The 12,661-nt window shown below is 62.0% G+C and carries 14 protein-coding genes; 6 read left to right on the top strand and 8 right to left on the bottom strand.

Annotated features, from left to right (window positions below):
• Positions 1-140 precede the first annotated feature (140 nt).
• The gene (locus HX851_RS36990; protein ID WP_177064763.1) at positions 141-1,001 is read right to left on the bottom strand and encodes a DUF6279 family lipoprotein; all 861 of its coding nucleotides are present in this window, start codon (positions 999-1,001) and stop codon (positions 141-143) included.
• Positions 1,002-1,180: 179 nt separating this feature from the next.
• Positions 1,181-1,369: a PFL_1563 family small protein gene (locus HX851_RS36985; protein ID WP_176987101.1), complete on the bottom strand. Its 189-nt coding sequence runs from the start codon at positions 1,367-1,369 to the stop codon at positions 1,181-1,183.
• Between the two features lie 346 nt (positions 1,370-1,715).
• On the opposite strand from HX851_RS36985, the gene HX851_RS36980 reads away from it, so the two are divergent.
• From HX851_RS36980 to HX851_RS36970, 3 genes are all read left to right on the top strand, one after another.
• Positions 1,716-2,552 carry a CvfB family protein gene (locus HX851_RS36980; RefSeq protein ID WP_177060251.1) on the top strand — a complete coding sequence of 279 codons (837 nt, stop codon included), beginning with the start codon at positions 1,716-1,718 and terminating at the stop codon, positions 2,550-2,552.
• A 23-nt stretch (positions 2,553-2,575) separates the two neighbouring features.
• Entirely contained in the window at positions 2,576-2,980 is a 405-nt protein-coding gene (locus HX851_RS36975; RefSeq protein ID WP_370590964.1) for a DUF2177 family protein, read from the top strand.
• A 193-nt stretch (positions 2,981-3,173) separates the two neighbouring features.
• A complete protein-coding gene (locus tag HX851_RS36970) occupies positions 3,174-4,103 on the top strand; it encodes a DMT family transporter (protein ID WP_017124511.1) in 930 nt (309 codons plus the stop codon).
• Here HX851_RS36970 and HX851_RS36965 read toward each other — a convergent pair.
• Complete coding sequence (locus HX851_RS36965; RefSeq protein WP_177064767.1) at positions 4,051-5,232, bottom strand: MFS transporter; 1,182 nt, start codon at positions 5,230-5,232, stop codon at positions 4,051-4,053. The two genes, HX851_RS36970 and HX851_RS36965, sit on opposite strands and share 53 nt — an antisense overlap.
• Before the next feature lie 105 nt (positions 5,233-5,337).
• Between HX851_RS36965 and ptrR the strand changes: the two genes are divergently transcribed.
• On the top strand, positions 5,338-6,240 hold the full coding sequence (ptrR, locus tag HX851_RS36960; RefSeq protein WP_042934666.1) for a putrescine utilization regulator PtrR: 903 nt from the start codon (positions 5,338-5,340) through the stop codon (positions 6,238-6,240).
• Positions 6,241-6,365: 125 nt separating this feature from the next.
• Positions 6,366-6,491 carry a PA1414 family protein gene (locus HX851_RS36955; RefSeq protein WP_017124508.1) on the top strand — a complete coding sequence of 42 codons (126 nt, stop codon included), beginning with the start codon at positions 6,366-6,368 and terminating at the stop codon, positions 6,489-6,491.
• An 89-nt stretch (positions 6,492-6,580) separates the two neighbouring features.
• Here the strand turns inward: HX851_RS36955 and HX851_RS36950 are convergent, their stop codons facing one another.
• The 5 genes from HX851_RS36950 to speB form a co-directional block, all read right to left on the bottom strand.
• A complete protein-coding gene (locus tag HX851_RS36950; protein WP_017124507.1) occupies positions 6,581-6,823 on the bottom strand; it encodes an acyl carrier protein in 243 nt (80 codons plus the stop codon).
• 268 nt (positions 6,824-7,091) lie between these two features.
• Positions 7,092-8,471 carry a sodium:solute symporter family protein gene (locus HX851_RS36945; protein ID WP_177064769.1) on the bottom strand — a complete coding sequence of 460 codons (1,380 nt, stop codon included), beginning with the start codon at positions 8,469-8,471 and terminating at the stop codon, positions 7,092-7,094.
• A 133-nt stretch (positions 8,472-8,604) separates the two neighbouring features.
• Positions 8,605-10,116, bottom strand: a complete 1,512-nt coding sequence (locus HX851_RS36940; RefSeq protein WP_177064771.1) for a purine-cytosine permease family protein — start codon at positions 10,114-10,116, stop codon at positions 8,605-8,607.
• Between the two features lie 54 nt (positions 10,117-10,170).
• Entirely contained in the window at positions 10,171-10,581 is a 411-nt protein-coding gene (locus tag HX851_RS36935) for a YybH family protein (RefSeq protein WP_177060265.1), read from the bottom strand.
• A 9-nt stretch (positions 10,582-10,590) separates the two neighbouring features.
• A complete protein-coding gene (gene speB, locus HX851_RS36930; protein WP_177060266.1) occupies positions 10,591-11,541 on the bottom strand; it encodes an agmatinase in 951 nt (316 codons plus the stop codon).
• A 212-nt stretch (positions 11,542-11,753) separates the two neighbouring features.
• Between speB and HX851_RS36925 the strand changes: the two genes are divergently transcribed.
• Positions 11,754-12,647, top strand: a complete 894-nt coding sequence (locus HX851_RS36925) for a LysR family transcriptional regulator (protein ID WP_177060267.1) — start codon at positions 11,754-11,756, stop codon at positions 12,645-12,647.
• Positions 12,648-12,661: the final 14 nt, after the last annotated feature.

Genomic DNA, 12,661 nt, shown 5'->3' with positions numbered 1-12,661 from the left:
CCGCGGACGTCATCGCCGGCAAGCCGGCTCCTACATTGATGATCGTTCCCACGCTCCGCGTGGTAACACAGCCCGTGACGCTCTGCGTCACAAAAGCGGACCCCACGCGGAGCGTGGGAATGATCATCCTCTCTGGCGATTCAGGCTGCCTTCAGGCACTTCAGCTCGCTGAAGTCGCCGCGCAGGTTGGCGATTCTTTTCAGCAGTTGGCTACGCTGGGCGGGTGTGCTCTCGGCCATCAGGTCCACCAGCAGGCGGCGGGCTGACTGCTCGGTGTGGTCGTAGGCCCGGCGATATTCAGCGGTCCACAGGCTGTCGCGATGTTGCAACAGTTGCTCGATGCGCTGGGGGAAGTCGGCGCTCTGGCGGGTGGCGACCGCGGCGCTCAGTTGCGCCTGCCAGTGCGCGCGGTTGGCAATCCACAAGCGGTTCTGCTCGCCGAGCTCCGTCGACCAGTCGATGACCCGTTGCTGCTGGTCCAGGCTCAGCGGGCCGAGCCAGGCCTTCAGGCGTTTGCTCATCCGTTCGGCGCGTTGGCGGATCTGTTCATCCAGCGGCAGGGCGACATATTCGGCCTGGCGCTCACGCTGCTCCTTGGCGAACGCCTCGTTCATCTCCGTCACTTGGCGATCATCCAGGCCCTTGAGCAGCTCGACGGCCGATGGCGTGATTTCCCGGGCGACCTGGCCAATCGCCGCCTTGGCCTCAACGATGCGTGCCTGCAACTCGGCATCGTTGACCTGGCCGTTCTCGACCATGTGCTGCAAGCGGTCGAGCCAGTCCAGATAACCAGGCAATTGCGTGGTGCAATGCCATTGCAGGTGTTCCTTGAGGCGCTCGTTGAACCAGCCCTTCTGCTCGCGGTTCATGTCCACGTAGTCGCCGAGGGTCCAGGGTATGATCACATCAAGATTGCGATAGGCCACGCCGACCCGGGTGCAGGCGGCAAGCGCCAGGCCCAGGATCAGGCAGCAGAACAGAAAAAGGGATCGACGCGACATGAGCGAATCCTTGCGAAGGCGTTTTCCCATAGAACGCCTTGTGGCCTGGCGGTTCAATGGAAAGATGTCTGTGCGGCAGAATCAGCGTCGAGGTATGTCGCTTCAGCCCTAGCGCCTTGAGGATCAAAGCGCATAGCGGCCAAGGTGTTGCGAGGGGGAACGGCTTCGGGGGGGATGACTTATTTCTTGCCGAGGGTGATCTGTTTCGACGGGCCGAAAGTCTGGCCGCTGACGCCTTTGGCAATTTGCTGGATCTCGCCGCCGGATTTCAGGAAAGCAGCAATCTGCTCGTTGATCGAGTCGCTGGTCTCAACGGCTGGGGCTGGCTTTGCTTTGCTGTTGGATGCTTTTACGCGCATGGCGGCCATTAACCTGTAGATATTAACTGGATCGACCATCATACCTGAAAAGCTTGAAAATAGCTTGGTAAATATCCTCCTGAAATACACGGCGGTATTATCCGCACGGTCTTCAAGTTCAACTCATTATTGTCTGCTAAGCCGCTGTTTTAATTCGTAACCCTGGTCGGTCAAGTTTTTCCCGGGCGGCGGATTTCGCCTGCTGGTGGTGACCACAGCCTGACGAGCGGTGTCATTGGGGCCGGCAAGCCTTGAAAACCGGCATTGCCAGGGATTTTCCGGTGCCGGGCAAGGGGCATGAAACAGCACCGCCAAACTCGGGTAGAATGGCGCCCACGCAATGAGGGTATTGGAAATGGCTTTAGTCGGGCGTTACAACAGCTTGCAAGTGGTTAAGCACACTAACTTCGGTTTGTACCTGGACGGTGCGCAGGACGGCGAAATTCTTTTGCCCAACCGTTATATCCCCAAGGATATTCCCAGTGAAGATGAAGACTGGCTGAATGTTTTCATTTATCTGGACAGCGCTGACAAGTTAATTGCCACCACTGAAACACCGAAAGTTCAGGTCGGTGAATTCGCCAGTCTCAAAGTCAAGGAAGTCAACAGCATCGGTGTGTTCCTCGACTGGGGGCTGCCCAAGGACCTGCTGCTGCCGTATTCCGAGGAAAAGCGCCAGTTGACCGCCGGTGAGTACTGCGTGGTGCATGTCTATCTCGACAAGCACACCCGCCGTATCACTGCCACCGCGCGCCTGGATCGTTACCTGGACAAGACCCCGGCCAACTACAAGGTCGGCCAGGAAGTCGACCTGCTGGTGGCCGAAGCCACCGATATGGGCTTCAAGGCCATTATCGACAACAAGCACTGGGGGCTGATTCACAAGAACGAAGTGTTCAAGTTCCTGCGTGCCGGCAAACAGGAAAAAGGCTTTATCAAGGAGATCCGCGCCGACGGCAAGATCAGCCTGAGTTTGCAACCGGTGGGCGAAGAAGCCGCCGGCAGCCTGAACTCGAAGATCCTCGCCAAGTTGCGTGAAAACAATGGCGTGCTGCCGGTCAGCGACAAGAGCGATCCGACCGTGATCAGTGGCCTGTTCGGCGTCAGCAAGGGCAACTTCAAGAAGGCCATCGGTGCCTTGTACAAACAGGGCCAGATCGTTATTCACGCCGACCGCATCGAGTTGAGCTGAATCCCATGCCGGGAGCGCCTTCGATCATGAGAAAAGCCTTGCTGGCCTACCTGGCCATGCTGCTGGCCTTTCTCGTGCTCGACGGGCTCTGGCTCGGGGTGCTGATGGGCTCCACCTACAGGAGCCTGCTCGGTCCACTGATGCTGGAGCAACCGCGCTGGGTGCCGGCGATCCTGTTTTACCTGCTGTATGGCGTGGGCATGCTGGTGTTGGTCGTGCTACCGGCGGCGGCTTCGCGCAGCAGCCGTCGCGCCGCCGGCCTCGGAGCCCTGCTGGGGTTGGTGGCCTACGGGACCTACGATTTGAGCAACTGGGCAACATTGCAGGCCTGGTCGGGTCAGTTGGCACTCATGGACCTGGCCTGGGGGACTCTGGTGAGTGGCCTGGTTAGCCTGGTGGGGTACTGGCGGATGCGGTCCGGGGCCTGATCCGTTTCCCGGCACTCGAGGACGCTCTCGGCTATCTTCGAGTCTTTTTCCACGGTTTTTTTCTGACCAATGGGTAAAAACTGCCTGTAGGATTCGCTCACCTGATTATCAACCCTTGCACACGTATGCCAGGGGGCCTTGTCTTCTCTTTTGCGGAAACTGCCATGTCTTTGTTCTCTTGCCCGGGGTGCCCATGAGCACCTCGCGGCGTAACGCCGATCGTTTTGCCATCCAGGTGATGCTCGGGCTGTGCCTGATCTGGGGCATCCAGCAAGTGGTGATCAAGTGGGCCGCGGCGGATATCGCCCCGGTCATGCAGGCGGCCGGGCGCTCCGGGATCTCGGCGCTGCTGGTGGGTCTGCTGATGTGCTGGAAGGGCGGCTGGAGCCATATCGGTGCGACGTGGCGCGGCGGCCTGCTGGCGGGAGCGCTGTTCGGCCTGGAGTTCCTGTTTATCTCCGAAGGCCTGCAACGGACCTCGGCCGCGCATATGTCGGTGTTTCTCTACACCGCGCCGATCTTTACCGCCCTGGGGGTGAACTGGCTGTTGCCCAGCGAACGCCTGAAGCCCTTGCAATGGCTGGGGATCGGCCTGGCCTTTGTCGGTATCGTCTTCGCGTTTGCCGGCGGGGTATCGTTCTCCGACATGGACAGCAACATGCTCCTGGGCGATGCCCTGGGGGTGCTGGCCGGTGCCGCCTGGGGCGCGACCACCGTGGTGGTGCGCGCGTCACGGTTGTCGGAAGCACCGGTGACACTGACGCTGTTCTACCAGTTGATCGTCGGTTTCGTCGGGCTGCTGGCGATTGCCGCCGTCTCCGGCCAGATCGGTCATGTCAGCCTCACCGCCGTTGCCGTCGGCAGCGTGCTGTTCCAGGGCCTGGTGGTGTCGTTCTTCAGCTACCTGGTGTGGTTCTGGCTGCTGCAACGCTACCTGGCGTCGAACCTGGCGGTATTTTCCTTCATGACGCCGATGTTCGGCGTGACCTTCGGGGTCGTCCTGCTCGGCGACCCCTTGAGCTTCAACTTTGTCATCGGCGCGGTGCTGGTGCTGCTGGGAATCACCCTGGTCAGTGCCGAGCAGTGGATACGCCGTCGTTTGCGTAAGGCACTGGGACAGTAACCGGCCGCAGCGAAACCAGTCCGGCGATCACCAGGCCGCTGCCGGCGACCATCAGCGCCGGCTGCAGGCCACCGCTCCAATGGCTGCTCAAGGCGGCCAGCAGTGGACCACTGAGCTGGCCGACGGAGAAGCAGACGGTCAGCAGGCCGGCATTGCGCTGGGTTGTGTGCGGTGCCAGTTCCCGCGAGCGCTGCATCACCAGTTGCATGCAGGCGAGGAACGGCGCACCGCAGAGAATCACCCCCAGCACCAGTCCCAGTCCGCTGGACAACAGGCAGGCGAAGACACCGGCGGCTTGCAGCCACAGCGTCGCCATCAGCCAGTGACGGGTGACCCGGGGATTGTGCCGGCGCAGACTGACCAGCAGGACCCCCAGGGCGGCGGCAAGGCCGAAGCAGGGCCAGAACAGGTCGGCCTGCCATTCGCCGTGGAAACGGGCGCTGGCCATCTGCGAAAGAAAGGTCGCCGGGATGATGTAGCCCAGCCCGTACAGGAAGTAGACCAGGCACAGATGACCGATGCTGCCGCCCGCCGAGGCATTGGCGATATGCACCGCCGTGGCGGGCGTTGCCGTCGAGTGCGGGAGGAATGGCAGGATCATCAGCAGCAGCAACAGGCCGGCGACGGCATACACCAGCCACAAGGTGGATGAAGTCTGCCCCAGCAGATTGGAGCCCATGGCCAGCAGGCCGGTGAGCACGATGCCCAGGCCGGGCCCGGCGAACACCAGCGCCCCCAGGCGATGCCGGCCGCTGCTGGCCGCCAGCGGTTGGCTCAGGCTGGTAATCATCACCACCACCCAGGCACTGGCGATCCCGGCGCCGAAGCGCAATGCCAGGTGCGACCAGAAACCATGGGCCCAGAACGACGCCAGGGTCAGCAGCACGCACAGCCACAGGCCACCGAGCAGGCGCTGGCGGATCTGCTCCGGCCGCCGGGCAAACATCGCATCCGCGGCACCCAGCAGATAGCCCAGGTAGTTCGCGGCGGCGATCAGGCCACCGGCGGTCAGATCGATCTGGCCTTCGCTGATCAGGTGCGGCAACTGCGGCGTCAGGGAAAAACGGCCGATGCCCATGACCATCATCAGGGCGACGAAACAGGCGACTAAACGAATCAGCGGCGACATGGCGGCAATTCCTGGAGAAGGGACGATTGACCGTCAGGCTAGGACTGATTGACTTTCTTTAAAAATGAATAATATTAAGTAACTTGTTCGTTTTTGGAGAAGATCATGGAGTTCAGTCAACTGCGGATCTTTCAGGCCGTGGCCGAGGAGGGTTCCATCACCCGGGCGGCCGAGCGTTTGCATCGGGTGCCGTCGAACCTGTCGACCCGGCTCAAGCAGCTCGAAGAGCAACTCGGGGTCGAGTTGTTCCTGCGCGAGCGCCAGCGTTTGCAGCTGTCTCCGGCGGGCAAGGTCCTGCTGGACTACTGCGCCAAGCTGTTCCTGCTGCATGACGAAGCCCAGGCGGCGGTGCAGGGCGGCCAGCCGGGCGGCGACTTTGTCCTGGGAACCATGTACAGCACCGCGGCGATCCATCTGCCGCCGCTGCTGTCGCGTTATCACCGCGCCTATCCCGCGGTGAACCTGCAGGTGCAGTCGAGCATCAGTTCCGAGCTGTTCGAGGGCGTGCTCAGCGGTCGCCTGGATGCCGCGCTGGTCGACGGCCCGCTGCAACTGGCCGGGCTGGAGGGCATCGCATTGTTCCAGGAATCGCTGGTGATGATTGCCGCCGCCGACCATCCGCCGATACGCACGGCACGGGATATCGAGGGGCGGGCGGTATTCACCTTCCGTCCCGGCTGTTCCTACCGTGTTCGCCTGGAGGCCTGGTATGCGCATTATCAGGCGGCGATGGGGCGGGCCATCGAAATCGAGTCCTACCCGGGCATGCTGGCCTGCGTGACCGCCGGTTCCGGCGTGGCGATGATGTCCCGCTCGATGCTGGCCAGCCTGCCGGGGCGCGAGAATGTCTCGGTGCACCCGATGGCCGCACCGTTCGACACCGCCACCACCTGGCTGATGTGGCGCAAAGGCATGAAGGGCGCGAACCTGACGGCCTGGATCGAGATGGAAGAGGAACGCAAGGCGCAGCTGAGTGCCGGGATCGTGACTGTCCGTGCGTCGGCCTGAAGCTTTTTGCCATGATTTGGCGCAATCAACCCCGTGGAAAGGAAGCATTGCGTAGGACTTAGAGCTATGATCTGTGTGAAGCGGCTACAGAACTATGTCGCTCGCATTACCCTGAAGGGGGCTATATGAAAGACAAACTGCAAACCTGGCTCCATGACCTCGGTGTCGCCCTCGGCCTGATCGAGCCACCGCTGCAACCCGTGCCGATTCGCACGGACGACGAACGCCGCCGTCGGCAGCCGCGCCGGTAACGCTTTCATACCGACTCAAGCCCTCCAGCCGTGGTGGTTTCCTTGAGCGCGCGCGTCACCCTGCCGGGCAATGACCCTGCAATCGCGGTTCAGTGCGAGGGCTGGGTCTTTTCGTAGATGAACCGGCTGAGGTCGCCGATGGTGCTGATACCCCTCAAGTCACGGTTGAGGTCCAGCCGCACATTGAACTGACATTCAAGGTGCTGGAACAGCGCGGCGATATCGAGGGAGTAACTGTCATCCGCCGCCAGGGAGGGATCCCGGGGCCATTTCAACGACAATTGCTGTTCTATGGAATGGCAGATCTGTTGATGAATCTCGAGCCTGTTCATGAATGCCTCGCAGGAAAGTACTTTCTTCTTGTTCGACCCTTTCCCAGGGCATTGCGATGGCTGTCGGAAGGACGACACCAGCGATCCTTGTACCTTGGGACTCATCCGGAACCTGATTCCAGAATACCTTCCCCAAGGCAGTCGCTGATTGCCAGTACAGCACAGGTTTGTTCAGTGTCGGTGACCATTGGTCGGCGCCGAAGCGGCGGCCATGGGAAAAAAAACGGATGCGACAACCGACGTCGCACCCGCTGAAGTAACTGCATTGTCAGATGGCGCTGGCCACTGTCGCCGGACGAGGGGACAGCAGGCTGACCACCACGAAGCTGACCAGGCCGACAGCCAGGCTGTAGTAGATCGGTGTATTCGCGTCGAGCCCGTCGATGATCATGAACACCAGCGCGGTGATGAAGCCCAGGGCCATGCTGGTGATCGCGCCGGCGGTGGTGGCGCGTTTCCAGAAAATGGCACCGATCAGCGGGATCAGCATGCCGCCGACCAGCAGGTTGTAGGCCAGGGTCAGTGCACTGATCACGTCGCTGACCACCAGGGCGATGCCCAGCACCACGATCCCGGTCAGGCAGGTGAACAGGCGGTTGATCCCCAGGCTCGACTGTTTGCCGCCGCGCAGTTTCGGCAGCAGGTCTTCGGTCAGCACGGTGGAGGCGGCCAGCAGGCCGGCGCTGGCGGTGGACATCATGGCGGCCAGGGCCGCGGCGATCACCAGGCCACGAATGCCGTCGGGCAGCGACAGTTTGACGATGGCGGCAAAAGCGTTGTTGACGTTGTCCAGGTCCGGGATCAGTACGTGGGCGGCCATGCCGATCAGGGCGCAGGCCAGGCCGTAGGCGATGCAGTAGACCCCGGCCACGCTGCCGGCATACTTCGCGACTTTCTCGTCCTTGGCGGTGAACACCCGTTGCCAGATGTCCTGACCGATCAGGATACCGAAGAAGTAGATCAGGAAGTAAGTGATGATGGTGTCCCAACCGATGGTGGTGAAGCTGAAGCTCGCCGCCGGCAGTTTGCTCACCAGCTCATCCCAACCGCCGACGCGGTACAGGCAGATCGGCAGCAGGATGAACATCAGGCCGACGGTCTTGATGATGAACTGGACGATATCGGTCAGGGTCAGCGACCACATGCCGCCGATGGTCGAGTAGACCACCACGACGCCGCCGCCGAGCAGCACCGAGAGCCAGAACGGCAGGCCGAACAACACTTGCAGCACGGTGCCGATGGCAAGGATCGAGGTCACGCCGATCATCAGTGCGTAGGCCAGCATGATCACCGCACTGGCCTGGCGGGCCATGGGGTTGTAGCGCTTTTCCAGCACCTGGGTGACGGTGAATATCTTCAACTTGAGCAGCGGCTTGGCGAGGAACAGGTTCAGCGCGATGATGCCGAAGCCCAGGGCCGCACACAGCCAGAAACCGGAAATCCCGTGGACATAGCCCAGGCGTACGGTGCCGACGGTGGAGGCACCGCCCAGCACGGTCGCGGCCATGGTGCCCATGTACAGGGTCGGGCCCAGGTTGCGTCCGGCGACCAGGTAGTCTTCGTGGGTCTTGGCCTTGCGCATGCCGTAGTAACCGAGCACGAGCATGCCAGCGGCATAAATGAGTACAACCAATAAATCCAGGGCCATGACGGCGTGTCTCCGATTATCTTTTTTATGGTGGAACAGTAGGTTATGTAAGAGCCGGCTTACCAGCGATGGCGGCCGATCATGCGATGCAAGGCTCAGGGGCCTCATCGCCGGCAAGCCGGCTCCTACAGGGTCAGGCGGGCTGGCGCATGGCCGGTTTCTCCGCTGTATTCAGGCCCTTGCTGCGGGCATCGTCCGGTCCATAGACTTCCGGGGTTTCCGGGAACAGGCTCAACAGCGCCAGGTACATCAGCGAGGCCAGGCCGAGGGTGATCGGCAGGCTGATGTCGATACCATTGGCCAGGTTGCCCAGCGGACCGACGAACTGCCCCGGCAGATTGACGAAGCACAGGCCGACCAGCGCGCTGGGGATCCAGGCGCCGAGACCGCGCCAGTTCCAGCCGTGGCTGAACCAGTAGCGACCGCCGGTTTCCCCGCGGGTGAAGACTTGCAGGTCATCCGGGCAGTAGTAGCCGCGGCGCACCAGCAGGCCGATCAGCATGATCACCATCCAAGGGGTGGTGCAGGTGATGATCAGCACGGCGAAGGTCGACACGCTCTGCACCAGGTTGGCCGCGAAGCGCCCGATGAAGATGAAGGCGATCGACAGCACGCCGATCAGCAGCGTTGCCTTGACCCGCGACAGCAGCCGTGGGAACACACTGGACATGTCCAGCCCGGTGCCATACAGCGAGGTGGTGCCGGTGGACATGCCGCCGATCACCGCGATCAGGCACACCGGCAAGAAGAACCAGCTCGGCGAGACGGCCAGCAGGCCGCCGACATAGTTGTTCGCCGCGATGTAGTCTGGCGCCTTGATCGCCACGATGGTCGCGGTGGCAAGGCCGAACAGGAACGGGATCAGAGTGGCGATCTGCGCGGCGATCACCGCCAGCATGATGCGGCCTTTCGACGTTTCACGCGGGATGTAGCGCGACCAGTCGCCGAGGAACGCACCGAAGGAAATCGGGTTGCTCATGGCGACCAGCGCGGAGCCGATAAAGGCTGCCCAGAAACCTGCCTGGCCCATGGCGACCGTACCGGCGAAGTGGCTGTCGAAGGCCGGCGCGAAGGCGAAGATGCCCAGCAGGAACAGCAGGCTGGCGGCCCACACGGCGATGCGGTTGACCCACAGCATGAAGCGGAAGCCGTAGATGCACACCGTCAGCACCAGGATCGCGAACAGGCCGTAGGCCAGGCCCAGGGTCAGGTCGGTTTCCGGCATGTCGATCAGTCGCTTGGCGCCGCCGATCAGCGCATCCCCCGAGCTCCACACCGAGAGCGAGAAGAAGGCGATGGCGGTCAGCAGGGACAGGAATGAACCGACGATCCGTCCGTGCACACCGAAGTGCGCGCCGGAGGACACGGCATTGTTGGTGCCGTTGATCGGTCCGAACAGGCCCATGGGCGCGAGGATCAGCGCACCGACAATCACCCCCAGCACAATCGCCCAGACACCGGCCTGGAAGGACAGGCCGAACAGTACCGGGAAACTGCCGAGCACGGCGGTGGCAAAGGTGTTGGCGCCGCCGAAGATCAGGCGAAACAGGTCGCTGGGCCGGGCGTCGCGTTCGTGGTCGGGGATCTGCTCGACCCCGTTCGTTTCAATGCTGCTAAGGCTCTTTTCATTGTTATTTTTATTCATGATCGCTCCGATCATTGCGGTGCCCCCATCTTCCGCGGGGGCTACCGGTGTTGGCTAAGGGGAGGGCAGTCCTTGGGGTGTCGCAGACAAATGTTCGTGGCAGGCCAGCCATTGGCCCTGTTCTTGTTGTTTGCGAAACACAATGGTCTCGCGCTCCTGGCTGAAGAGAAGCTCCCCTTGCATGCGCAGTTCGGTGGCCACGTCATGGATGAAAATCGCCACGTCACCCTGCAGGCTGACAAAAGCGTTGCTCGACGTGCACGACAGCACCTCGAAGCCATCCTGCGAACGCCAGCTGTCCCACACGGCCTGGTAGGCATCGCGTGACAGCAGCGGCTGTTCGAGGGTGTAGAAGACAAAGCTGGCGTCGGCGCTGAAGGCACCGAAGTAAGCTTCGCGGTCATTGGCGGCAAAGGCGGCTACCAGCTCGGCGGCGGCCTTGAGCACCTGGTCACGGTCGTTCATGGGAGCGCCTCAGCGGTGGGCCACGCCTGGAAGTACACAGAGCATTTCGTAGAGCAGGTTGGCGCCCAGTAGCGAGGTGTTGCCGGTGGTGTCGTAGGGTGGCGAGACTTCCACCAGATCGCAGCCGACCAGGTCGAGGCCCTGGCAGCCACGGACGATCTCGATCGCCTGGATGGTGGTCAGGCCGCCGATTTCCGGGGTGCCGGTGCCGGGTGCCCAGGCCGGGTCGATACCGTCGATATCGAAGCTCAGGTACACCGGACCGTTGCCGACCTTTTCGCGGACTTCGGCCATCAGCGGTGCCAGGGATTTGTGCCAGCACTCTTCGGCCTGGACCACGCGGAAGCCCTGTTTGCGGCTCCAGTTGAAGTCTTCGGCGGTGTAGCCCTGGGCGCGCAGGCCGATCTGGACGACGCGGTCGCAGTCCAGCAGGCCTTCTTCCACGGCACGACGGAAAGTGGTGCCGTGCGCGATCTTCTCGCCGAACATGTGATCGTTGACATCGGCGTGCGCGTCGATGTGCACCAGGCCGACCTTGCCGTGTTTCTTGTGGATCGCCCGCAGGATCGGCAGGGTGATGGTGTGGTCGCCACCCAGGGTCAGCGGGATCACATCGTGTTCGAGAATGCCGTCGTAGGCTTCTTCGATGATGCGCACCGCGTCGAGCAGGTTGAAGGTGTTGATCGCCACGTCACCGATATCGGCGACTGACAGCGAATCGAAGGGGGCGGCGCCGGTGGCCATGTTGTAGGGACGGATCATCACCGATTCGGCGCGGATTTCCCGCGGGCCGAAACGGGTCCCGGCGCGCAGCGAGGTGCCGATGTCCAGCGGGATGCCGATAAAGGCGGCATCGAGGCCGGCGGCCGATTGCAGGTGGGGGAGGCGCATCATGGTGGCGATGCCGCCGAAACGCGGCATTTCGTTACCGCCCAGTGGTTGGTGAAGAATCTTGTCCACGGGTAAGCCTCATCATTTGTTTTGGTTATCTGGTGGCGATTCTGCGAAAGGTGGCGGGCGGGAAGAATCGCTGTCGGCAAATACTTAGTTCAGATTTTTCTAAACTAATTGCAGGCCGAGGGATAGACTGGTTTCACCTGAATACCCATGTGACGAGGGGGCAAGCCCCCTCGCCACAGTGTTTGGCATTCAGGTCTTCTATAGGAGTCCACATGGCCAACGCTTTACCCGACCTGAAACTATTGCGCATTTTCGTCAGCGTGGTGCGGCACCAGGGATTTGCCAACGCCCAGCAGGAACTCAATCTGTCGACCTCGGCCATCAGCACCTATATGAGCCAGCTCGAAGCGGCATTGGGGCTGGTGCTGTGCCATCGTGGCCGGGGTGGTTTCAGCCTGACCAGCAAGGGCGAGCTGTTCCATCAGGAAACCCTGCGGCTGCTCGGCGAACTCGAAGGCTTCGAGCAGTATGCCGCCGCCCTCAAGGGCGAATTGCGTGGCACCCTCAACCTCGGGGTGATCGACTCCACTGTCAGCGAGCCGGCGTTGCCTCTGGCCGAAGCCATTGGCGCCTACAGCCAGGAACACCCGGCGGTGCACCTGCACTTGTCGGTGATGAGCCCTTATGAGTTGCAACTGGGGGTGCAGGACAACCGCCTGGACCTGGCCATCGGCGCCTTTTCCACGCGCATGAGCGGGCTGGTCTACCAGCCGCTGTACCGCGAACAGCACTGGCTGTATTGCAGCAATCGCCACCCGCTGTACCACGAGCGCAGGATCCCCGAGCAGGTCATCACCCAGCAGCGCATGGTCGGCCGTGGCTACTGGAGCCAGGCCGAGCTGGCCCGCCATGGCTTCAAGCACAGCGCGGCGACCGTCGAAAGTATGGAGGCGCAGTTGATCCTGGTGCTGTCCGGTGCCTATATCGGCTACCTGCCCGAACACTATGCCCAGCCCTGGGCGGACAAGGGCGACCTGCGGGTGCTGCTGCCGGCGACCTTCGGTTACCAGGCGCCTTTCTCGATGATCCTGCGCCGTGGCCGCAGCCGCGAGCCGTTGATCCAGACCTTCCGTGACCTGCTCAAAGCGCAGCTCAACCAGTCCTGATCGGAGCCCTCTTC

This window comes from Pseudomonas gingeri (assembly GCF_013385635.1).
GTDB classification, from domain to species: Bacteria; Pseudomonadota; Gammaproteobacteria; order Pseudomonadales; family Pseudomonadaceae; genus Aquipseudomonas; species Aquipseudomonas gingeri_A.
Note: the sequence above shows the minus strand (reverse complement) of the source record. Positions and strands in the feature narration are given on the sequence as shown.

Coding starts and splice junctions, on each gene's coding strand:
- HX851_RS36990 (WP_177064763.1), bottom strand. CDS start 1,001: ATGTCGCGTCGATCCCTTTTTCTGTTCTGCTGCCTGATCCTGGGCCTG.
- HX851_RS36985 (WP_176987101.1), bottom strand. CDS start 1,369: ATGGCCGCCATGCGCGTAAAAGCATCCAACAGCAAAGCAAAGCCAGCC.
- HX851_RS36980 (WP_177060251.1), top strand. CDS start 1,716: ATGGCTTTAGTCGGGCGTTACAACAGCTTGCAAGTGGTTAAGCACACT.
- HX851_RS36970 (WP_017124511.1), top strand. CDS start 3,174: ATGAGCACCTCGCGGCGTAACGCCGATCGTTTTGCCATCCAGGTGATG.
- HX851_RS36965 (WP_177064767.1), bottom strand. CDS start 5,232: ATGTCGCCGCTGATTCGTTTAGTCGCCTGTTTCGTCGCCCTGATGATG.
- ptrR (WP_042934666.1), top strand. CDS start 5,338: ATGGAGTTCAGTCAACTGCGGATCTTTCAGGCCGTGGCCGAGGAGGGT.
- HX851_RS36955 (WP_017124508.1), top strand. CDS start 6,366: ATGAAAGACAAACTGCAAACCTGGCTCCATGACCTCGGTGTCGCCCTC.
- HX851_RS36950 (WP_017124507.1), bottom strand. CDS start 6,823: ATGAACAGGCTCGAGATTCATCAACAGATCTGCCATTCCATAGAACAG.
- HX851_RS36945 (WP_177064769.1), bottom strand. CDS start 8,471: ATGGCCCTGGATTTATTGGTTGTACTCATTTATGCCGCTGGCATGCTC.
- HX851_RS36940 (WP_177064771.1), bottom strand. CDS start 10,116: ATGAATAAAAATAACAATGAAAAGAGCCTTAGCAGCATTGAAACGAAC.
- HX851_RS36935 (WP_177060265.1), bottom strand. CDS start 10,581: ATGAACGACCGTGACCAGGTGCTCAAGGCCGCCGCCGAGCTGGTAGCC.
- HX851_RS36925 (WP_177060267.1), top strand. CDS start 11,754: ATGGCCAACGCTTTACCCGACCTGAAACTATTGCGCATTTTCGTCAGC.